At 72.4% G+C, this 20556-nt stretch carries 16 protein-coding genes and 2 tRNA genes; 6 read left to right on the forward strand and 12 right to left on the reverse strand.

Going from position 1 to position 20556, the window contains the following annotated elements:
* The first annotated feature begins 1 nt into the window (after position 1).
* Together hisN and ACMA1D_RS04970 are read left to right on the forward strand one after the other, a co-directional pair.
* A complete protein-coding gene (gene hisN, locus ACMA1D_RS04965) occupies positions 2-793 on the forward strand; it encodes a histidinol-phosphatase (RefSeq protein ID WP_414722621.1) in 792 nt (263 codons plus the stop codon).
* Between the two features lie 531 nt (positions 794-1324).
* Positions 1325-1732 (forward strand): cyclic nucleotide-binding/CBS domain-containing protein, encoded by a 408-nt coding sequence (locus ACMA1D_RS04970; RefSeq protein ID WP_414722622.1) that lies wholly within the window; start codon positions 1325-1327, stop codon positions 1730-1732.
* Between the two features lie 243 nt (positions 1733-1975).
* On the opposite strand, the gene ACMA1D_RS04975 is transcribed toward ACMA1D_RS04970, so the two are convergent.
* Complete coding sequence (locus tag ACMA1D_RS04975; protein ID WP_414722623.1) at positions 1976-3451, reverse strand: catalase; 1476 nt, start codon at positions 3449-3451, stop codon at positions 1976-1978.
* Positions 3452-3608: 157 nt separating this feature from the next.
* On the opposite strand from ACMA1D_RS04975, the gene ACMA1D_RS04980 reads away from it, so the two are divergent.
* Positions 3609-4025: a Fur family transcriptional regulator gene (locus ACMA1D_RS04980; RefSeq protein WP_414722624.1), complete on the forward strand. Its 417-nt coding sequence runs from the start codon at positions 3609-3611 to the stop codon at positions 4023-4025.
* 336 nt (positions 4026-4361) lie between these two features.
* Here the strand turns inward: ACMA1D_RS04980 and ACMA1D_RS04985 are convergent.
* The 4 genes from ACMA1D_RS04985 to ACMA1D_RS05000 all read right to left on the reverse strand — a co-directional run bounded on the left by ACMA1D_RS04985 (position 4362) and on the right by ACMA1D_RS05000 (position 9863).
* Positions 4362-4435: transfer RNA gene (locus tag ACMA1D_RS04985), tRNA-Met, on the reverse strand.
* 80 nt (positions 4436-4515) lie between these two features.
* On the reverse strand, positions 4516-6420 hold the full coding sequence (locus ACMA1D_RS04990) for a sel1 repeat family protein (RefSeq protein WP_414722625.1): 1905 nt from the start codon (positions 6418-6420) through the stop codon (positions 4516-4518).
* 289 nt (positions 6421-6709) lie between these two features.
* Positions 6710-6783: transfer RNA gene (locus ACMA1D_RS04995), tRNA-Met, on the reverse strand.
* Positions 6784-6836: 53 nt separating this feature from the next.
* Entirely contained in the window at positions 6837-9863 is a 3027-nt protein-coding gene (locus ACMA1D_RS05000) for a UPF0182 family protein (protein WP_414722663.1), read from the reverse strand.
* A 144-nt stretch (positions 9864-10007) separates the two neighbouring features.
* On the opposite strand from ACMA1D_RS05000, the gene ACMA1D_RS05005 reads away from it, so the two are divergent.
* Positions 10008-10574: a PPA1309 family protein gene (locus tag ACMA1D_RS05005; RefSeq protein WP_414722626.1), complete on the forward strand. Its 567-nt coding sequence runs from the start codon at positions 10008-10010 to the stop codon at positions 10572-10574.
* Between the two features lie 234 nt (positions 10575-10808).
* On the opposite strand, the gene ACMA1D_RS05010 is transcribed toward ACMA1D_RS05005, so the two are convergent.
* From ACMA1D_RS05010 to ACMA1D_RS05025, 4 genes are all read right to left on the reverse strand, one after another.
* Entirely contained in the window at positions 10809-11915 is a 1107-nt protein-coding gene (locus ACMA1D_RS05010) for a PDZ domain-containing protein (RefSeq protein ID WP_414722627.1), read from the reverse strand.
* 416 nt (positions 11916-12331) lie between these two features.
* Positions 12332-12502 (reverse strand): hypothetical protein, encoded by a 171-nt coding sequence (locus ACMA1D_RS05015; protein WP_414722628.1) that lies wholly within the window; start codon positions 12500-12502, stop codon positions 12332-12334.
* Positions 12503-12708: 206 nt separating this feature from the next.
* The gene (locus ACMA1D_RS05020; RefSeq protein ID WP_414722629.1) at positions 12709-13185 is read right to left on the reverse strand and encodes a molybdenum cofactor biosynthesis protein MoaE; all 477 of its coding nucleotides are present in this window, start codon (positions 13183-13185) and stop codon (positions 12709-12711) included.
* A 216-nt stretch (positions 13186-13401) separates the two neighbouring features.
* Entirely contained in the window at positions 13402-14544 is a 1143-nt protein-coding gene (locus ACMA1D_RS05025) for an SDR family oxidoreductase (RefSeq protein ID WP_414722630.1), read from the reverse strand.
* 191 nt (positions 14545-14735) lie between these two features.
* Here ACMA1D_RS05025 and ACMA1D_RS05030 point away from each other — a divergent pair, with 191 nt between their 5' ends.
* Together ACMA1D_RS05030 and ACMA1D_RS05035 are read left to right on the forward strand one after the other, a co-directional pair.
* Positions 14736-16253, forward strand: a complete 1518-nt coding sequence (locus ACMA1D_RS05030) for a zinc-dependent metalloprotease (protein WP_414722631.1) — start codon at positions 14736-14738, stop codon at positions 16251-16253.
* Positions 16253-16783, forward strand: coding sequence for an NUDIX hydrolase (locus tag ACMA1D_RS05035; RefSeq protein ID WP_414722632.1), 531 nt, complete (start codon positions 16253-16255; stop codon positions 16781-16783). Before ACMA1D_RS05030 ends, ACMA1D_RS05035 begins: the two co-directional genes overlap by 1 nt.
* Positions 16784-17057: 274 nt before the next feature.
* Here ACMA1D_RS05035 and ACMA1D_RS05040 read toward each other — a convergent pair whose 3' ends face one another.
* Genes ACMA1D_RS05040 through ACMA1D_RS05050 form a run of 3 tightly spaced genes read right to left on the reverse strand, consistent with a single transcriptional unit; the run spans position 17058 to position 20365 of the window.
* On the reverse strand, positions 17058-17822 hold the full coding sequence (locus ACMA1D_RS05040; protein ID WP_414722633.1) for an AIM24 family protein: 765 nt from the start codon (positions 17820-17822) through the stop codon (positions 17058-17060).
* 15 nt (positions 17823-17837) lie between these two features.
* The gene (locus tag ACMA1D_RS05045) at positions 17838-18521 is read right to left on the reverse strand and encodes an AIM24 family protein (protein ID WP_349997384.1); all 684 of its coding nucleotides are present in this window, start codon (positions 18519-18521) and stop codon (positions 17838-17840) included.
* 11 nt (positions 18522-18532) lie between these two features.
* On the reverse strand, positions 18533-20365 hold the full coding sequence (locus ACMA1D_RS05050) for a TerD family protein (RefSeq protein WP_414722634.1): 1833 nt from the start codon (positions 20363-20365) through the stop codon (positions 18533-18535).
* Positions 20366-20556: the final 191 nt, after the last annotated feature.

The following is a 20556-nucleotide window of genomic DNA, read 5'->3' on the forward strand; positions in this document are numbered from 1 at the left end:
CATGCCCGACTACCACGATGATCTGCGGCTCGCTCAGGTGCTCGCGGATGCGGCCGACTCCGCGACCATGGAGCGGTTCAAGGCGCTGGACCTCAAGGTCGAGACCAAGCCCGACATGACGCCCGTCACCGAGGCCGACAAGGCCGCCGAGGAGTTGATCAGGTCCTCGCTCCAGCGGGCCAGGCCGCGCGACGCGGTGCTGGGCGAGGAGTTCGGCAGCGAGGGCTCGGGCCCGCGCCGCTGGGTCATCGACCCCATCGACGGCACCAAGAACTACGTCCGCGGGGTGCCGGTGTGGGCCACCCTGATCGCGCTGATGGAGCGCGGCGAGGGCGGTGACCGGCCGGTGGTCGGCATGGTCTCGGCGCCCGCGCTCGGCCGGCGCTGGTGGGCGGCGGAGGGCCTGGGCGCCTACACGGGGCGCAACCTCTCATCGGCCACCCGGATCGCGGTGTCCAAGGTCAACGACCTCTCCGACGCCTCGCTCGGGTACGCCTCGCTCGGCGGCTGGGAGGAGCACGGCAAGCTGCCCGGCTTCCTCGACCTGACCCGGGCCTGCTGGCGCACCCGCGGCTACGGCGACTTCTGGCCGTACATGATGGTGGCCGAAGGCTCGGTCGACCTGTGCGCCGAGCCGGAGTTGTCGCTGTGGGACATGGCGGCCAACGCGGTCATCGTGCAGGAGGCGGGCGGCACGTTCACCGGCCTCGACGGCCGCCCCGGCCCGCACAGCGGAAACGCCGCCGCCTCCAACGGCCTGCTCCACGACGAACTGCTCAAGTACCTCCAGTAAGCCTGCGGGCCACACCGGCACCGCGGGCGGCTCCGGTGGCCGCGGAGCCCCGCGGCACCACGCCCGGGCCGCACGGCTCCCCGTACGCCGTCGGCGCCGTGAGCGGCCGGCGCCGTACGCGGCCCACCGGCCCGTGCGGCACACCCGCCCCGCGGGCCGGCGACCGAACCGGCGTCCGCCCGGTCCCATCCGGGGTGCACCACCCGGCCTGCGCCCGAACGCCCTGCCCGCCCCTCCCCCACCGCGTACCTGCGCGGACCCGCACCCGCGCGCGGGCGTACGCCGTGCAGCAACGGCCCTCGTACGCACCGCTTCGGACGGCCCGGAACCCGCACTGCGCCGCCCCGGCCCCGCCGTCGGCCCGTGGTTCCGCGCTCCTCGCGCTCCCTGCGCTCCCGTGCCGGGCCTTGTTGCGCCGACGGGCGCGTGTGAGCATGAGGTTCCGCCCGCTTGTGCACTTGTGAAGCACGGTTCGGTGGCCCCCACCCCGAAGACGGCCGAGCGGGCTCCCCCAAGGAGGTGGCTCCCCCCATGCCCACGCTCGTCCGCGACGCCATGACCACGGTGGTCCTCACAATCGGCCCGGCGCACACCCTCCGCCAGGCCGCCCGGCTGATGGCCGCCCGCCGGGTCGGTGCGGCCGTCGTCCTCGACACCGAGACCAGCGGGGTCGGCATCCTCACCGAACGCGACGTCCTCATCTCCGTCGGGGCCGGCCAGGACCCCGACCACGAGACGGCCCAGGCGCACACCACCCACGACGTCGTCTACGCCGCGCCCGACTGGACGCTGGCTGAGGCCGCGCGGGCCATGACGCACGGCGGCTTCCGCCACCTGATCGTGCTGGACGCCCGTGAACCGGTCGGCCTGGTCTCCGTCCGCGACATCATCCGCTGCTGGTCCCGCGCCGAAACGCCCGCCGACGCCCTGACCCACTGACGACCGCCGCCCGGCCCCGGTCCCGGCCCCGGTCCACCAACGCAACGCGCCCCAGCGCCCCGCACGCCGCACGCCGCACGCCGCACGCCGCACCCCACGACAACACCGCACGAGGGCACGCGAAGAGGCCGGAGCCCCATGGCGTCCGGCCTCTTCGGTCTGTTACGGCAAGCGACTGGTCAGCCGCCGCGCGAGGCGACACCGGCCACGGGGGCGGGCCGGTGGCACCGTCGCGCGGACGACTCAGCCGCGGAGGGCCTGGACCGCTGCCTCCAGTCGCTTGCCGTAGTCTGCGTCCGCGTTGCGGAAGTTGCCGATGGCGCGCTCGACGATGTCATCGCGCGACACCCCGGCGAGCGCCCCCGCCAGGTTGGCGATGAGACGGCCCTTCTCCTCCTCCGACATCAGTCGGTAGAGGTTGCCAGCCTGGACGAAGTCGTTGTCCTCGGCGTGCGAGGGCGCGGGCCCCTCGCCGGTGAAGCCGCTGACCGCGGTCGGCTGCCAGGCCGGGACGCCGGTCTGGGCGGGGCCGCCGAAGCTGTTGGGCTCGTAGTTCTTCGACCGGCCGTGCCGCCCGTCGTACGCGTAGCCGTCGCGGCTGTAGGTACGCGCCTCGGTGGCGTGCGGCCGGTTGACCGGCAGGTGGTCGGCGTTGATGCCGACCCGGTAGCGGTGCGCGTCACCGTAGGCGAACAGTCGGCCCTGGAGCATCTTGTCGGGCGAGGGGCCGATGCCGGGCACGAAGTGCGCGGGCGAGAAGATCGACTGCTCGACCTCGGCGAAGACGTTCTCCGGGTTCCGGTTGAGCTCCAGCTTGCCGAACTCGATCAGCGGGTAGTCCGCGTGCGGCCACACCTTCGTCAGGTCGAACGGGTTGAAGCGGTAGTTCGCCGCCTCGGCCACCGGCATGACCTGCACGGACACGGTCCAGCTCGGGAACTCACCGCGCTCGATGGCCTCCCGCAGGTCCCGCTGGTGGCTGTCCGGGTCCTGCCCGGCGAGCACCGCGGCCTCCTCGGCCGTCAGGTTCTTGATGCCCTGGTCGGTCTTGAAGTGGTACTTGACCCAGAACGCCTCGCCCGCGGCGTTGTTCCACTGGTAGGTGTGCGAGCCGAAGCCGTCCGTGTGGCGGTACGAGGCGGGGATGCCGCGGTCACCGAAGAGCCAGGTCACCTGGTGCGTGGACTCCGGCGACAGGCTCCAGAAGTCCCAGACGTTGTCCGCCTCCTGCGAGCCGGTGTACGGGTCGCGCTTCTGGGTGTGGATGAAGTCGGGGAACTTGATGGCGTCCTTGATGAAGAACACCGGGGTGTTGTTGCCGACGAGGTCGTAGTTGCCCTCCTCGGTGTAGAACTTCAGCGCGAAGCCGCGCGGGTCCCGCACCGCGTCCGCCGCGCCGAGGTTGCCGGCCACCGTGGAGAAGCGCAGGAAGGTCTCGGTCTCCTTGCCGACCTCGGAGAGGAACTTCGCCCGGGTGTACTGCGTCACGTCGCCGGTCACTGTGAAGGTGCCGTACGCGCCCGCGCCCCGCGCGTGCACCACGCGCTCCGGAATCCGCTCGCGGTTGAAGTGCGCCAGCTTCTCCAGCAGCGACTGGTCCTGCACGAGCACCGGGCCACCGACACCGGCGGTCTCACTGTTCTGGTTGTCGGCAACCGGGGCACCCGCCTCCGTCGTCAGCGGTCCCGCCGACTGCGCCGTCTCGCTCTGAACCGTCACGTGTGCCTCCTGCGTACTCGTCGTGTCGCTTGGCCTGAGCCGTACCCGATCCTACATTGGACATTGTCTAAGTCAAGAAGATGACGAGAGGCGTACAAAGTCTGTTCGTGGACTCGCACTGGTACTCTGGTTCCTATCTGACTGATAGGTGAATGGCATGAGTGACCTGCTGGAACGACTGAGGGGACGCGGCTGGCGGCTGACCGCCCAGCGACGCGTGGTGGCCGAGGTGCTCGACGGGGACCATGTGCACTACACCGCCGACGAGGTGCACGCCCGCGCGACGGAACGCCTGCCGGAGATCTCCCGGGCGACCGTCTACAACACCCTCGGCGAACTCGTATCGCTCGGCGAGGTCCTTGAGGTGAGCACGGACGGCCGCGCCAAGCGGTACGACCCCAACGCCCACCACGACCACCATCACCTGGTGTGCAGCCGCTGCGGCACCATCCGCGACGTGCACCCGGCCGGCGACCCGCTCGCCGACCTCCCGGTCCCGGAGCGCTTCGGCTTCACGGTCACCGCCGTCGAGGTCACCTACCGCGGCATCTGCCCGTCCTGTACGGGCCCCTGACGGCGGATCACCCCACCACACGGCCCCGCCCGGCGCACCGCCGTACGCCGCGGATCGCCTCCGCTACGCGCCCACCGACACGCCCCCACACACCGGCGACTGCGCCGGGCGACGCCGCGCCCCCGTACATCACCCGGCCGTCACACAGGCACTCGTGCGGCACCCGCGCTACGCCCCGCGTGCGGTGCGGGGCACCTGCCACACGTGGCCCCGTCAGGGACCCGCCGCACCACGCCCGTACGGAATCTCCCGCACCGCGGCCCCACACGCCGGCCCCACGGCCGGCCACATACGCCGAAGGCCCGGATTCAATGAATCCGGGCCTTCGATCTTGAGTAGCGGGGACAGGATTTGAACCTGCGACCTCTGGGTTATGAGCCCAGCGAGCTACCGAGCTGCTCCACCCCGCGTCGGTGTGTACTTACTGTAACCCCGCGTCGACGACCAGGGCAAATCCCGGCTCTGCCGGCCCCGGCACGCGCGGCCCCGCTCAGGCCGTCAGCTCCTGCTGCAACGCGTCCGCGAGGCGGGCCGCGCGCTCGGCGACCTGGGCGGGGCCGAGCTCGACCGCACGGGCGCACCAGCGCTGCCCCTCGGTCAGCGCCCCCCGCCGGGCCGCGAGCAGCGCGAGCCGCAGGGCGGCCCGGCCGTGCCCGGCGGCGGCGGCCCGGGTCCACCACAGCGCGGCCTCGGGCTCGCTGCCCTCGCGGGCGAGCAGCAGCCCCAGGTTGAAGGCGCCGTTGCGGCTGCCGGCCTTGGCCGCCGTGCGGTACCAGTGCGCCGCCTTCACCACGTCCCCGCGGGCGGAGGCGAGCATGCCGACCCGCACCTGGGCGCGCCGGTGGCCCTGTCGGGCCGCCCGCTCGTACCACTCCTCGCACTCCAGGCGCTCCGGCTCGCCGGCCGTGCCGCTGCCGTCGCCGAGGCCCGTGCTCGGGTCGGTGGCCGGGCGGTCGAGCAGCGCGCCGAGCCGGAACGCGGCCTCGGCGCTGCCGCCCTCGGCCGCGCAGCGCAGGTGCCCCTCGGCCGCCTCCTCGTCGCCGTCCCGCAGCAGCACGATCGCCACCTGGAGGGCGGCTTCGGTGTGCCCGCCGGCGGCGGCCCGCACGTACCACTCGTGCGCCGCGCCCTCCTCGCCCCGGCCGGCGTGCAGGATGCCGAGGTTGAACGCGGCGTCCACGCTGCCCGCCTCGGCCGCCTTGGAGAACCACGGCTCGGCGCCGGCCGCGTCCGAGCGCTGCAACAGCAGCACCGCCAGCGCGTTGGCGGCCTCCCGGTGGCCCGCGTAGGCGGCCCGCCGGTACCACTGCTCGGACTGTGCGGTGCGCCCCTGCCGGGTGCAGAGCAGGCCGAGGTTGTACGCGCCGTTGATGTCGCCCGCGTCCAGCGCCGCCCGGTACCAGCGCTCGGCGGTCTGCGGCTCGTCGCGCTCGGCGTGCAGCGCGCCCAGCGCGTTGGCCGCGTTGCCGTCGCCGTCCTGGGCGGCGCGGTGCCACCAGACGGCCGCGCTGTCCAGGTCGCCGGCGTCGCGCAGCAGGAAGGCGAGGGCGCACGCGGCGCGCGCCTCACCGTCCTCGGCCGACATCAGGTACCAGCGGCCGGCCTCCTTCGTCTCGCCGCGCTCTTCGAGGAGGGTGCCGAGGTAGAGCGCGGCGCGCCGGTGCCCGCGCGCGGCGGCCTGCCGGTACCAGCGCTCGGCCTCGCTCTGCTCGCCGTCCGCCCGCGCCGTCTTGCCGCGGCCGTCCGGGTGCTGCCGCTCGCGCTCGCGCTTGTGCAGGATCTGCGCGAGGCGGTACGCGGCCTCGCGGTGGCCGTGCTCGGCCGCCGCCCTGAACCAGCGCTCGGCGCCCACGTCGCTGCGGTGCTCCAGCAGGTCGGCCAGCGCGTAGGCGCCCAGCGCGTGGCCGGATTCGGCCGACTGTCGCAGCCAGTACTCGGCGGCCGGCTCGTCGCCGCGCTCGCGGTGGTGGCGGCCGAGGGCGTGGGCGGCTGCCGCCGAACCCGCCACGGCGGCCGTACGCCACCAGCCGGCGGCCTCCTCCGCGTAGCCGCGCTGGTGCAGCAGGACGCCCAGGTTGTTGGCGGCGGCCCGGTCGCCGGCGACGCTGGCCGCGCGCAGTTGGGGCTCGGCGCCGTCCAGGTCGCCGCGGCGCAGCAGCAGTGCGCCCAACATGCTCATGGCGGCGGTGTCGCCGGCCTCGGCCGCGCGGCGGTGGGCCGTCTCACATTCGATCTCGGCGCTGTAGGTGCTTGCTGCAAGGTCGGTGGTGATCGCGTCGGCGCCGTCCACGGCGTCGGCCGGGAGTCCCGACACGCTGGGGGCGCGCCCGTCGTCGGGCGCTGGCACAAGCCGTTCCCTCTCCACCAACCTTGCCCTGTCCCCCATGCGTTCCATCGTTGCACCACCCACAACCGGCGTACACCTGGTATACCGCAGCCGTGAGGTCACTTCAGCGTTTTGTCGACTTCCCGACAGAACGACTTCTGAAACCGCAGTTGAAGCCGTTTTCGCGGGGTGTCCCCGGCGCGTCGCGCACTGCGCAAGAACGGTGTACGGCCCGTCACCGCGAGCGCGGCCCCGGCCGGCGACGCTGCCGGCGAGCGGTATCCGGGGGCCGGCGAGCCGTGCCCCCACGCACGACAAGGCCCGAATCCTGATGAGGATTCGGGCCTGTGCCTGTGAGTAGCGGGGACAGGATTTGAACCTGCGACCTCTGGGTTATGAGCCCAGCGAGCTACCGAGCTGCTCCACCCCGCGTCGGTGTGCACCTAACGTACCACGACGCGGGGTGGGTTCGATCAGCCGTCCGGTCAGCCGTCCGCTCTGGCGGGCGTGCGCTCGGGTTGGTCGCCGGGTGGGCCCGTACGGGACGACGCCTGGTCGGCGCCCTTGTCCCGGTCGCCGTCCGACTTGGCGTCACCCTCGCCGTCACCCTGGGCGCCGTTCTTGGCGTCACCCTTGGCGTCGTTCTTCGCCTTGTCCGCCGCTTCCTTCTCGGCCTTGGCCGCCCGGTCGAGCGCCTCCTTCAGGTCCTTCTGGGCCTTGCCGAACGCCTCCCAGTCCTGCGGCTGCTGCTGGAGCGCCTTCTGACCGGCGTCGATGGCGTCCTGCGCGTCCTTCAGCGCCTGACCCACCGTCGGATCGGCCGGTGGCCGGTCCTGGTCGCCCTCGCCCGGTGGCTTCGTCGGATCGGTGGGCTTCTTCTTGCCGAAGACGACGTCGAGCGCCTTGCCCAGCGAATCCTCGAAGGCCGTCTGGTCGCCGAAGGTCACCAGCACCTTCTTGAGCAGGGGGTAGTTCGTCCCCGCGCCCCGGACGTAGACGGGCTCCACGTACAACAGGCCCTCGTCGAGCGGCACGGTCAGCAGGTTGCCGTACTCCACCGTCGAGTCGCCGCCCTTGAGGAGTCTGATGCTCTCGGCGATCTTCGGATCGGAGTTGAACTTGCTCTGCACCTGCTGTGGACCGGAGACCGGGTTGTTCGGCCGTAGCTTCAGGATTCTGATCTCGCCGTACCCCTTGCTCTGGGCATCGGCGTCCACCGCCATGAAGGCGCTCAGGTTGTCCCGGCCGTTGGGCGTGAAGGTGGTGGTCAGGGAGAACTTCTTCTTGTCCTGGTCCGGCATCTTCATGCTGAGGTAGTACGGCGGGACCGAGTTGACCTTGTTGGTCGGGTCGTCCGGCACGTGCCAGACCTCACTGCCGCTGTAGAACTGCTCCGGGTCGGTGACGTGGTACCGGGTCAGCAGTTCGCGCTGCACCTTGAAGAGGTCCTGCGGGTACCGCAGGTGCTCCATCAGCTCGTCGCTGATCTTGTCGTGGTCCTTGACCGTCCCGGGGAACGCCTTGCGCCACGTCTTGAGCACCGGGTCCTTGGTGTCCCACTCGTACAGCTTCACCGAGCCGTCGTACGCGTCGACCGTCGCCTTGACCGAGTTGCGGATGTAGTTGACCTTGTTCTCCTGCGCCACCACCTCGCGCTGGCCGTCGGTCAGCGAGTCCTCGGTGGTGTCGCCCAACGTGGTGCGCGAGGCGTACGGATAGCCGTTGGTCGTCGTGTAGGCGTCCACGATCCACTGGATGCGGTTGCCGATGACCGCCGGATAGGCGTCACCGTCGATGGTCAGCCACGGTGCGACCGCCTCGACGCGCTCCTTGGGCGTGCGGTTGTACAGGATCCGCGAGCCCTTGCCGATGGCCCCCGAGTAGAGGATCTGCGGCTCGTTGAAGGCCACCGCGTACGCGGCGCGGTTGAGCGGGTTGGAGAGGTTGACGCCGCTCTTGCCGCGGTACTTGGTCGTCTTCTCCTCGCCCTTGTCGCCGGAGTAGTCCAGCTCCTCCTGCGGGCCGCCGACGATCGAGTACTGCGTGGTCTTCTCGCCGTAGTAGACGCGCTGCTCGTACTTGGGGAACTGGCCCTGCGAGGGCAGGTTGCGCTCCATGAACGCGGGGGCGCCGGTCGTGGTGGTCTCGGTGCCCTTGGCCGTCACCGCGCCGTAGCCGTGGGTGTACTTGAAGTGGTCGTTGATCCAGTTGCGCTCGGGGATGCCCTTGGTGTTGATCTCGCGCAGACCGATGACCGTGTCCTGGTCCTCGTTGTTCTCGTCCTTGTACCGGTCCACGTCCAGGACCTGCGGGAACTGGTAGTAGCCGCGGACCTGCTGGAGCTGCTGGACGGTGGGCGAGACGACGTTCGGGTCGAGCAGCCGCAGGCTGGCCGTGGACTCCGCCTTCTCGCGCAGCGACTTCGGGTCCGAGGTGCTCTCGCCCTGGTACCCCGTGACCTTCGCCTCGTCGATGCCGTACGCCTTGCGCGTGGCCTCGATGTTCTTCTTGATGTACGGCGCTTCCTTGGCCTGCTCGTTCGGCTGGACCTGGAACTTCTGCACGATCGCCGGGTAGAGCCCGCCGATCAGGATCGCCGAGAGCACCATCAGGCCGAAGCCGATCACCGGGAGCTGCCAGGTCCGCCGCCACAGCGTCGCGAAGAACAGCAGCGCACAGATGACCGCGATGAAGAACAGGATCGTCTTCGCCGGCAGGTACGCGTTGGCGTCCACGTACTTCAGACCGGTCCAGTTGCCGGTCTCCTTCAGGTCGCTCGACTTGACCGCCAGGCCGTACCGGTCCAGCCAGTACGCGACGGCCTTGAGCGCGACGAAGATGCCGAGCAGCACCGACAGGTGGCCGGTGGCGGCGGCGGTGGCCCGCGCGCCGGGGCTGGTGATGCGCAGCCCGCCGTACAGGTAGTGCACCAGCGTCGCCGCGATCAGCGACAGGACGGTGGCCGCGAAGCCGAAGCTCAGCAGGAAGCGGTACCACGGCAGGTCGAAGGCGTAGAAGGAGACGTCCTTGTGGAACTGGGCGTCCTTCTCACCGAAGGAGACGCCGTTGACCCACAGCAGCCAGGTGCGCCACTGGCCGGAGGCCGAGGCCCCCGAGATGAGGCCGACCAGCGCGGTGATGCCGATCAGCAGCCACTTCTTGTACGGGTCGATGCCCATCCGGTAGCGGTCCAGGGACTGCTGTTCCAGCGACATGGCGCTGAGCGGCGGGCGCAGCCGGTGCGCCAGCCAGATGTTCACCCCAACGGCGGTGGCCATCAGGAGGCCGAAGACGGCGAAGAGGCCGATCTTGGTGATCAGCGTGGTCCGGAAGACCGATGAGTAGTGCACCGAGCGGTACCACAGCCAGTCCGTCCAGAACCCGGCGAACATGACGAACGCCATGGCCAGCACGGCCAGCACGCCCAACGTCATGAGCAGGGTCCGGACCCGCCGGGACGGTCGGCCGACTCTGATCCGTGGCCCGGTCGGGCCTCCGCCGCGGTCCGGCATCTGGAAAGCCAAGGTGCGCACCTCGAAGTTCGGTGTCGTTGAAGCTCGGTAAAGCAGCCCCGAGATACTAGGGCCCATTGATGCAACTTACTCAGGCTTTACTCAGTTCCCGTTTTCGGGTCCGTTCAAGGCACGATATTGACCATGTCCAACCTTCCCCCGGATTCCACGCCCGCGCCCCCGATGGCAGCGAGCCCCCTCACCCGCGCCGTACTGGAGCTCGACGAGTACGCGGCGGGGCTCGGCTGGGACCAGCCGGCCCGGCTGTTCGCCCTGGTCGACACCGCCCGGCTGCGGGCCGATCAGCCGCAGCTCGCCGACCAGCTCGGCCTCGAAGCCGACGGCCAGGCCGGCGCCCTGACCCCCATCGAGCAGGACGAGCTGCCGGCCGGTGCCGCGCTCGACGAGTTCCTTGGGACCATCGCCTGGCCGGACGCGGTCACCGGCTGTGCGCTGGTGGTGGAGCGGCTGATGCTGCCCGCCGCGGCCGAGGCCGCCATCCCCGAGGGCCTGAGCGACCAGCAGCTCGCCGACTGGGTGGCCAAGCAGCCGGGCCGGCAGGAGGTGCGGATGACGGTCGCGGTGCTGCGCGACGGGGCCCGCGATTCGGCCCTGCGGCTGCGCGAGAAGGACACCCCGACCGAGGTGCTGACCGGGTCGGACCTGGTGCCGGGGCTGGCCGAGGCGCTGGCGGCGACGTTCGAGGAGTAGAACGTTCGAGGAGTAGCGGAGTAGCGGCCTGACGGGCCAGCAGTCCGGCGGGCCAGTGGGGTCGCGGGGGCCGGCCCGGGCCCGGCCGCCGTGGCGGGCGGGCCGATGCCGGCGGCCGGCTGCGGGGCCTTGGCTCCGCTGCGGGGCCCGGTGCCGCGGTGGGGGGTGTGCTGCGAGCCCCGCGCCGCCGCTGGTCCGACGCCGCCGCTGAGCCGGCCGGGCGCGGGCCCGGCCTCAGCCGCGGGTGCAGCTCGGCAGGTCGGCCGTCTTCTTCTCGCGGATCTTCTCCAGCGCGTCCATGGCGTCGTCCAGCGTCGCCACCTTGACCAGCGTCAGCCCGTCCGGGATGTCCCGGGCGGCGGTGGGGCAGTTGGCCTCGGGGGTGAGGAAGTAGGTGGCGCCCTTGTTCCGCGCGCCCACCGTCTTCATCGAGATGCCGCCGATGGGGCCGACCGTCCCGTCCTCGGCGATGGTGCCGGTGCCGGCGACGAACTCGCCGCCGGTCAGGTCGCCCGGGGTCAGCTTGTCGATGATGCCGAGCGAGAACATCAGCCCGGCGCTGGGCCCGCCGACGTCCCTGACGGTGATCGAGATGTCGAACGGGAGCGTGTAGTCGACCGCCGCCTCGATGCCGATCATCGCCCGGTCCTCCTGCGGCGCGCGCATCGTGGTCAGGGTGACGTTCTTGGCGCCCCGCGGTTCCTTGCGCTGCTTCTCGGCCGCCGCCACCCGCTCGGCCGGGATCACCGTGAAGACCGTCTTGTCGCCGGGCTTGTGCTGACTGACCAGCTTGACGACGTCCGCCGGGGTCCGTACCGCCTCGCCGTCCACGGCCTTGATCGCGTCGCCCGCGTGCAGTATCCCCTCGGCCGGGGCGCCCTTGGCGACGCTGCCCACCACGGTGTGCGAGGTGAGCTTCACGTCGAGCAGCTTGCGCTTCTTCAGCTCCTTGAGCGCCGCCACCTTGGCGCTCTCCTGGGACTGGGTGAACTCCTCGGCGTTCTCCTGGTTCACCTCGTCCGCGGACTTGTCGTCCGGGTAGAGCGTCTTGTGCGGCACCACCAGCTTGTCGTGCGAGAGCCAGCCGTACACCGACTCCACCAGGTTCATCTTGTACTCGGAGTTGGTGACCTGGACGGTGGTCATGTTGAGGTGGCCACTGGTCGGGTACGTCTTCTGCCCGGTGATCCGGAGCACCGTCTCGCCCTCGTGCTTGCCCAGCGTGTTGACCGTGAGCCCCGGACTCATCTCCGCGTACGGCACGGGTATCAGCACCCCCGCACAGAGCAACGCGATCAGCGTCAGGAGGGAGGCGAGCAGCGTGGCGGTGCGGCGTGGCATGGAACGACAGTACGGGACGGGCCTGTGAGTTCACCTCCGGGGCCGTCCGTCCGGTGGTGCTCGGGAGGGGGCGTACGGGGTCGGCTGGGGGCGGGCCGCCGGGCGCGGGCCGTCCAGGCTCTGGGGCGGGCACCGCGGGGGCCGGTGAAGCGAGTGCCGACGTCCACGGATTCGAGTGCGGGCGCGCGGCGCAGGTGCCCGCTTCGGGCGCGGGTGCACGGGTACGCGGGACGTGTCGGGTCGTGCGCGATGCGGCGGCTGGTTGTGCAGGGGGTGGCGGTGGCGCGCGCTGCGTTCTGTGGGTGGCCGACCGCCCCGTCCCGAGGCCGCCGGCGGACGGTGCGCCCGGGGGCGCGCCGTCGCACTCGCGAACGTAGCCGGACGGGGTCCGGCCGGGTGGGACGGGGCGGAGCGGCTTAGACCGAGCCGGAACCGGAATGCGAACGCTGCATCGCTTCGCGGAACCGTTCGTACCCGGCGACCTCGGCGGCGTCCCCGGCCCGGCGGTCACGCGCGGCCCAGGCGGTATAGACGACGGCCGCACCAGCAGCAACAAGCGGAATGATCAACCACACGAGCACACCCACGGCGGACTTCCAATCCCCTACGCACCCGCAACTGACAGATGAGCAGATTAATCGTCTGCCAGCACAACGCTCACGGCAGGGGTCGAGTTACGCAACCGCACCGGTGGCCGGTGACCCGGGCCGCGCGGGGCGCTCCCGGGGCACCTGCGCGCTGCGGCGCTCGCGTGCTCGTTCCGTAAGACGCGTGAAGGGGCCGTGAGGATGCCTCAGATCCCCACCCATTCTTCGGAGCCGTCGCCGAACCTCTGGTGCTTCCAGATCGGGACCTCCGTCTTGAGGTCGTCGATCAGGCGGCGGCAGGCCGCGAACGCCTCCGCGCGGTGCGGGCAGGAGACGGCGACGACCACGGCCAGGTCACCGACGGCGAGGTCACCGACGCGGTGCACGGCGGCCAGCGCGCGGACCGGGAAGTCGGCCACCACCTTCTCGGCCACTCGGCGTAGTTCGTCCGTCGCGCTGGGGTGGGCCGCGTAGCCCAGGCCGGTGACCTGCGCGTCGGTCGGGCCGTCGTGGTCGCGCACGGTGCCGACGAAGAGCGCGGTGCCCCCCGCGCCGGCGTCGGCCACCGCGCCGAACACCTCGTCCACGGAGAGCGGTGTGTCGCGGATGGCCAGCAGCCGGAGGGGGCTGCTCGGCCCGGGCTGTGCCGCCTGCGCTGCTTCGGTGTCTGCCATGTGGCCCATCGTGCCGCACCCGCCCCGTCCGTGGCAGGCCACCTCGGCACGGCCGGCGCCGCCGGGGCGCCGCACGCGACGCGGGGCCGGCCGCGGGGCCCAGGCCCCGGCGCCCGCCGGGCGGGGCACAGGCCGCCCGCGGGCCTCGCGGAAGTGGCCGCTCAGGCGCCCGCGGGCCTTGCGGGAGCCGGGTCCCAGGCGCCCGCGGGCCTCGCCGGGGTGGGGCTACAGGCGCCTGCGGGCCTTGCGGGCGCGGCGGACCAGGGCCGCGGTGCCGACCAGGGCGACCGTGGCACCGGCGGCGCCCAGCGTGGTGGCGTCCTTGCGGCCCAGTCGGCGGCCGGCCACCGTGCGCCGGCCCGCGACCTCCTCCAGGAGTTCGGCCAGCACCTCCTCGTTGGTCCACCGGGGCCGCCAGCCGGCATCGTGCAGCCGGCTGCCGCTGACCACCCAGGGGTGCATGGTGTACGCGAGGTCGCCGGCGGGCGAGGGGGTGAGGCCGAGCCGGTGCAGCCGGGAGGCGGCGCCGAGGGCCACGGCCGACGGCAGCTCCATCCGCCGGATGCCGGTCAGCTCCTCCACCTCCTCCTGTTCGAGCCAGCCGTCGCAGCCCACGGCCAGCTCGCCCTCGGCCTTTTCGAGTACCGCGTACTCCAGGGCGCTGACCAGGTCGTCCACGTGGCAGAACTGCCAGGTGGGCCGGGAGCCCGCGACCACGAGCAGACGCGGCGACTCGAAGTAGCGGGTCAGGGCGGTGTCGGTGCCGCCGACCAGGACGGCAGGGCGCAGCACGGTGACGTTGAGGCCCGGGTGGGCGCGGGGCGCGCGGCGGGCGAGCTGTTCGATCTCCAGGAGGTCGCCGACGCCGGTGGCCTCGGCGGTGGCCCGCAGTTCGGCGTCCTCGGAGAGCGGCACGTCGTTGTCGGGCAGCGCCCCGTAGACCATGGCCGAGGTGCACAGCACCACGCGGCGCACCCCGGCAGCCGCGGCTGCGGTCAGGACGGTCTGGGTGCCGCGCACGTTGTAGGCCGTCCTGGCCTCGGCGTCGGTCTCCAGGTCGAGATCGGTGGCGAGGTGCACCACGACGTCGGCGCCGCGCAGCTTCTCGGCGATGAGGGGGTCACGTACGTCGAGCACGTGCCAGCTCGCCTCGCTGACCTCGCCGCGCCGCTCGTCGATGGCGAGCACCTGCTTGATCTCGGCGGACTCGGTGAGCCTGCGGGTCAGCAGGGCGCCCACGCCGGACGCGGCTCCGGTGACGGCGACGACGGGGCGGCGCAGCGGCGCGGAGGACGGCTCCGCCCAGGTCGAATGCTCGGGGGGCGGATCGTTTCGCGCTGCGCGAACGGTTGGATCTGGGGAACTCACCGGGCGGCTCCAGCGGTTGTCTTCTGTACGTAAGAGAACTGACGCGTACGTACCAGGCGCTGTCCATCCTGCCGCAGGCATCCGGTCGGCGAAGCACCGAGCCCTGATAGCGGCTGGGTGTCTACGCTGGTGGTGTTGTCGGGCAGTCGCCGCCGGCTTCGAGCCGACGGCCCTAGGAGCCGAGGAAACCCGTGAGTGACACCCCATTTGGATTTGGCCTTCCGCCGGAGGAGCCGGAGGACGGCGACGACGGCAAGAAGAAGGGCAACCAGGGCGGTGGCCCGGGGCCCGCGAACCCCTTCGGCTTCGGCGGGGGCGGCGGCGCGGACAACCCGTTCGCCGCGATGTTCGGTTCGCTGAACCCGAACGACCTGGGCGCCGCCTTCCAACAGCTCGGCCAGATGCTCTCGTACGAGGGCGGCCCGGTGAACTGGGACATGGCCAAGGACATCGCCCGCCAGACCGTCGCCCAGGGCGGCGAGGACCAGAGCAAGGACGTGAGCGTCGGTCCCAAGGAGCGGGCCGCGGTCGAGGAGGCCGTGCGCCTTGCCGACCTGTGGCTCGACGGGGTGACGTCGCTGCCGTCCGGCGCCGGCACGGCGGTGGCCTGGAGCCGCGCGGAGTGGGTCGAGGCGACGCTGCCGGTCTGGAAGGACCTGGTGGACCCGGTCGCCGAGCAGGTCGGCTCGGCGATGGGCAGCGTCCTGCCGGAGGAGATGCAGGCGATGGCCGGGCCGCTGCTCGGCATGATGCGCTCCATGGGCGGGGCGATGTTCGGCACCCAGATCGGGCAGGCGCTGGGCGTGCTGGCCGGCGAGGTGGTCGGCTCCACCGACGTCGGGCTGCCGCTCGGCCCCGCGGGCAAGGCGGCGCTGCTGCCGACGAACGTGGAGGCGTTCGGCTCCGGCCTCGGCGTGCGGCAGGAGGAGGTGCGGCTCTACCTGGCCCTGCGCGAGGCCGCCCACCAGCGGCTCTTCGCCCACGTGCCGTGGCTGCGCTCGCACCTGTTCGGCGCCGTCGAGGGGTACGCGCGGGGCATCAAGGTGGACACCGCCAAGCTGGAGGACGCGGTCGGGCAGCTCGACCCGACCCACCCCGAGCAGTTGCAGGAAGCGCTCCAGCAGGGCATGTTCCAGCCCGAGGACACCCCGGAGCAGAAGGCCGCGCTGGCCCGGCTTGAGACGGCGTTGGCCCTGGTCGAGGGCTGGGTGGACGCGGTGGTGCACGCCGCCGCCGCGCCGCACCTGCCGTCCGCGGACGCGCTGCGCGAGACGCTGCGCCGCCGCCGGGCCACCGGCGGTCCCGCCGAGCAGACCTTCGCCACGCTGATCGGGCTCGAACTGCGGCCCCGGCGGCTGCGGGACGCGGCGCGGCTGTGGGCCTCGCTGACCGATGCGCGCGGCCTGGACGGCCGGGACGCGCTGTGGGCGCACCCGGACATGCTGCCCACCGCCGCCGACCTGGACGACCCGGATGGTTTCGTCCACCGCGAGCAGCTCGACTTCTCCGAGTTGGACAAGATGCTGGGCGAGGCGGCCAGCGGCCCGAGCCTCGGCAAGGGCCCCCGCGGCGATGCGGCTCCCGGGGATGCGGCTCCCGGCGGTACGGCCCCTGGCGACGCGGCCCCCGGCCAGTCGGGAGCGGGCCTGGACGAGGACGGCGAAGCGGGCGGCGACACGGGCCCGGGCCCCGCCGGCGGGCGTCCCTGATGGCTGACCTGCACGCGGCGGCGGCCGACGCGCTGACCGCCTGGCCGGCGCCCGACGCGGAGCAGGAGCGGCTGCGGGTGACGTACCTGGAGCACCTGGCCGCGCATCAGGACGGCATGTGGAAGGCGTGCCGGGACGGGCACCTGACGGCGAGCGCGCTGGTCATCGACCCGGACCGGGGGCGGGTGCTGCTCACGCTCCACCGCAAGCTGCGGATGTGGCTCCAGATGGGTGGCCACTGCGAGCCGCAGGACGCCACGCTGGCGGCTGCGGCGCTGCGCGAGGCCACCGAGGAGTCGGGCGTCGCAGGTCTGACGCTGCTGCCGGCCGGCCCGGTCCGCCTGGACCGGCACCACACGCCGTGCGCCTGGCACCTGGACGTGCAGTACGCGGCGCTCGCCCCGGCCGGCGCCGAACCGGTGGTGAGCGCGGAGTCGCTGGACGTGCGCTGGTTCGACTACGCCGAGGTGGCCGCGGTCGCCGACGACTCGGTGGTCCGCCTGGTGGAGCGCACGCGCGCGCTGCTGTGAGGGCACTGCCGGGAGCGCGGCGCCGCGAGCCGTACGCGAGGGCGAGGTGTACGCGCGCGGGTGAGGTCCGGGCGGGCGGGCGTCGCGCGCAGGGGTGAAGCACGTGGTGGGTTTGGCCGCACGCGTGCGGCGTACGCGGTCATGCGGTGTGCGCGGTGAGCCGTGGGCAGCCGCGCCGCACACGACCGCGCGCCGCACCCGACGGTGAACGAGGCCCGGGACGCGCCCCGGCCCGGTACGGGCGCAGGCGCGTACCGGGCCGGGGTGTGTGGCGTCAGCGGTTGTTGGACCAGATGTTGCCCTGGTTCTGGCCGTGGGCGCCCTGCTGGCCCATGCCGAACTGGGCCGCGACGCCCTGCCCCACCACCGCGTTCTGCGGCGGCAGCAGCTCGCTGGGCTGCACCAGCGCGTACCCCTGGCCGAGGAAGCTGAGCTCCCAGCCCTCGCCGGTGTTGCCGCGCCGCCGCCACACGCCCGACGAGTGGGTCTGCGCCTGCATCTGCACCCGCAGCGAACTCGACCAGGCCACGATGGCGTCGGCGTCGGCGTTGACGTACTTGTCCGGCGTCACCTGGAGCATGAGCGGCTGCCCCGAGGTCATCAGCGCGACCTTGCCCTGTCCGGAGATGACCAGGTTGTACTTGCCCGACCCGGAGATGCCGTACTGGCTGTCGACCGCGACGGTCTCCCAGTGCAGCGCCGAGTCGAGCGCGAGCACGTACCCGGCGTCCACGGTGAGCCCGTCGTGGTCGACGTCGACGACGTGGACGTACTGCGCGAGGTTCGCGAAGTAGATCGTGCCCTGCCCCGAGCAGCGCATCAGGTCCAGGCCCTCGCCGGTGTTGGCGCGGGCGCGGCGCTGGCTCTGCGTCTGGAACTCGCCGTCGAACTCGATCAGCCCCTGGTAGGCGACCATCGAGCCCTTGCGCGCGAGGACGTCGTCGTGGCCGGTCAGGGAGACCCGCAGCAGTTGCGGGTTCTGCATGGCGTAGCGGTCCTGGGACTGCGCCTCGGTGTGGCCGAAGAGCGGACTCTGCATCTCTCTCGTTCCCCCTCAGCCCCGGGCCCGGAGCCGGTCGGTGCTGTCCTCGCTGGGCTGGACGACGACGAAGCCCTGGCCGGAGAAGCCGAGCTGGTACGCCTCGCCGCTGCCCCGGCCGATCATCGAGGACGCCTTGAAGCTGCGCTTCCCCTTCATCTTCAGATTGGTCGACCAGGCCACCAGCGCGTCCGGGTCGACGTACGTCTCGTCCTCACCGCGCCCGCAGTCCACCACGATCGGCGTGCCGCGCGAGGTGAGGGCGACCCAGCCGGTGCCCGAGACGCCGACGTTGAACAGGCCCTGACCGGCGAACTTGGCCATCCCCTTGACCCGCTGCACGCCCCACTGGAGGTGCGCGTCGAAGGCGAGCAGGTTGGTGCCGTTGACCGAGAGGGAGTCGCCGTTGAGGTTGATGCAGACCACGTCGGCGCCGTAGTCGGCGAGGTAGAGCAGTCCGTCGCCGCTGCACTTCATCAGCGGCGCGCCCTCGCCGGTCAGCCACTGCGAGGCCATCTGGCGCACGGCGGGCGGATTGGGTTCGTACTGGACGAAGCCCTCGTAGGCCACCATCGAACCGGTGCGGGCGAAGAGGTCCTGGCCGCTCTGCATGGCGACCTTGAGCATGCTGCTGCCGTGGTTCTCCATCCGGGCGGCGACGGGGGTCGGGGCGTAGCCCGCGAGCTGGTGCTGGTTCATGACGGGCTCCCTCAGACCTCGTACGGCTGGACGACGATGAAGTTGCCGGGCGCGCCCCGGAACTGGAGGTTCACGGTCTCCCCGCTGTGGCCGGGGAAGGCGGCGCGGCGCAGCCGCACCTGGCTGGAGATGATCACCTGCGCGGCTGCGGACCAGGCGACGATGGCGTTGCTGTCGGCGAACGTGGTCGGCGTGACGGGCAGCACCACCGGGGTGCCCTGGGTCTTGACGACGACGGTGCCGGTGCCCTGGAACTGCATGGTGAACAGGGCGCCGCCGGGGATGCCGTGCCCCTCGATGCGCCGGACCTCGTGCTGGAGCGACTCGTCGAAGGCGAGCACGTTCTCGGCGGCCACGCAGATCGCGTCGCCCTGGAGCTCGATGGGGTGCACCTCGGCCGCGTTCTCGGCGAGGAACACCTGGCCCTGCCCCGAGCAGCGCATGAGCTGCATCTCCTGGCCGGTGGCGTTGCCGACGATGCGGCCCCGGAAGCCGGCGCCCTTGTAGCCGAAGTCCACCTTGCCCTGGTAGAGCACCATCGTGCCCTGTTTGGCCAGTACGGGCTGGCCGCCGATGCCGAGGTCGACCCGGATCAGTCGGGGGTTCTGCGGGGTCCACCGCTGGCCGGTCGGCGCCTCGCGGTACTTCGCGAGCGCGGCCTGCACGCCGGGGGCAGCCGCGCCGCCGTGCGCGCCGCCCTGGCCCGGGATCGGCTGCTGCCCGTAGGGAGCGGGCTGGCCGGGGTAGCCCTGCGGGTGGCCGGGCTGCGGGTGGCCCGGCTGCGGCTGGCCGTACGGGGCGGGGGTCGGCTGGCCCGGATAGCCCGGTGCACCCGGCTGCCCGTGGCCGGGCTGGCCCGGGAACGGCTGGCCCTGCGGCTGCCCGTACGGGGCCTGCGGCGGGGCGGGCTGACCGGGCGCGAACTGGCCGGGGGGCTGGCCCGGGGCGCCGGGGTGGCCGCCGGGCGTGCCGTACGGGGCGGGCTGGCCGGGGTAGCCCTGCGGCTGGCCGGGCGCGCCCGGGGGCGGTACCTGGCCACCGGGCGGGGTGAGCGGCGCGACCACGGTCGGGGCCGTGTGCATGGGTGCCTGCGGCGGCGCGGGCGGCGCCGGGGCCGCGACCTGCGGCTGGGGGGCCTGCGGCGCCGGGGCCGGAGCTGCCGGGGCCTGGGGCTGTGGCGCGGGCGGCGGGCCGCCGGCCGGTGCGCCGAAGGCGGGGGCAGGGGCCGCGGCTGCCGGGGCCGGCTGGCCACCGCCGGGCGGGGCGAAGCCGGGGGCGGCGCCCGCGGCGGGAGCGGGCGCCGGCGCGGGCTCCTCTTCCGCCACCTCACCGCCGAAGTTCTTCAGCAGCGCTTCGAGCCCGCCGTCGAAGCCCTGACCGACGGCGGCGAACCGCCAGACGTCCTTGAGGTAGAAGTCGCCGAGCATCACGGCGCGCTCGGTGCTGAACTCCGCACCGGTGAACGCGTAGCGCGCGACCTCCTCACCGCCCGCGACGATGCGGATGTACCCCGGCCCGACCTGCGACATCTGGCCGGCGCCGTCGATGGTCGCGGTGAACGACAGTTTCTGGATGTGCGCCGGGATGGCGTCCAGGGTGACCCGGAAGGACTCGGTGTCGCCGGCCTGCGTGCCCAGTTGCTGGATCGCTTCCTCGGGCGACTTGGGCTGGTTGAAGAAGATGAAGTAACGGTCGTCGGAGAGCCGCTCGTCGGCGTCAAGCCCGAAGCAACTGATGTCGAAGGTGAGCCCGGGCCCCGCGACCTGCACACCGACGTACAGGTCCCTCCCTGCCGTCAGATCGCTGATCTTGGCCTTGTGGCCGCGCTGGAATTCCCTGGCCATACGTAACGCCGTCCCCCATCCCGAAACCGTGAGTTCGTTGCGCGTCAGGCTAACCGCTGACCGTTCGGATCGGGGATACCGGGGCGACGGGGCCCCACCGCGCGACACCTCACCGAACACCACCGCCCCCACCCCCGTGAGCTCCCCTGCAACCCCACCACGCGACACCACGACGGCCCCGGCCCAACCCC

The sequence above is a fragment of the Streptomyces sp. 796.1 genome (genome assembly GCF_047525675.1).
In the GTDB taxonomy this organism is placed as follows: domain Bacteria; phylum Actinomycetota; class Actinomycetes; order Streptomycetales; family Streptomycetaceae; genus Streptomyces.

Excerpts from the sequence above, each read along its gene's own strand:
- hisN (WP_414722621.1), top strand. The coding sequence starts at position 2 with ATGCCCGACTACCACGATGATCTGCGGCTCGCTCAGGTGCTCGCGGAT.
- ACMA1D_RS04970 (WP_414722622.1), top strand. The coding sequence starts at position 1,325 with ATGCCCACGCTCGTCCGCGACGCCATGACCACGGTGGTCCTCACAATC.
- ACMA1D_RS04980 (WP_414722624.1), top strand. The coding sequence starts at position 3,609 with ATGAGTGACCTGCTGGAACGACTGAGGGGACGCGGCTGGCGGCTGACC.
- ACMA1D_RS04990 (WP_414722625.1), bottom strand. The coding sequence starts at position 6,420 with ATGGAACGCATGGGGGACAGGGCAAGGTTGGTGGAGAGGGAACGGCTT.
- ACMA1D_RS05000 (WP_414722663.1), bottom strand. The coding sequence starts at position 9,863 with ATGCCGGACCGCGGCGGAGGCCCGACCGGGCCACGGATCAGAGTCGGC.
- ACMA1D_RS05005 (WP_414722626.1), top strand. The coding sequence starts at position 10,008 with ATGTCCAACCTTCCCCCGGATTCCACGCCCGCGCCCCCGATGGCAGCG.
- ACMA1D_RS05010 (WP_414722627.1), bottom strand. The coding sequence starts at position 11,915 with ATGCCACGCCGCACCGCCACGCTGCTCGCCTCCCTCCTGACGCTGATC.
- ACMA1D_RS05020 (WP_414722629.1), bottom strand. The coding sequence starts at position 13,185 with ATGGGCCACATGGCAGACACCGAAGCAGCGCAGGCGGCACAGCCCGGG.
- ACMA1D_RS05035 (WP_414722632.1), top strand. The coding sequence starts at position 16,253 with ATGGCTGACCTGCACGCGGCGGCGGCCGACGCGCTGACCGCCTGGCCG.
- ACMA1D_RS05040 (WP_414722633.1), bottom strand. The coding sequence starts at position 17,822 with ATGCAGAGTCCGCTCTTCGGCCACACCGAGGCGCAGTCCCAGGACCGC.
- ACMA1D_RS05045 (WP_349997384.1), bottom strand. The coding sequence starts at position 18,521 with ATGAACCAGCACCAGCTCGCGGGCTACGCCCCGACCCCCGTCGCCGCC.
- ACMA1D_RS05050 (WP_414722634.1), bottom strand. The coding sequence starts at position 20,365 with ATGGCCAGGGAATTCCAGCGCGGCCACAAGGCCAAGATCAGCGATCTG.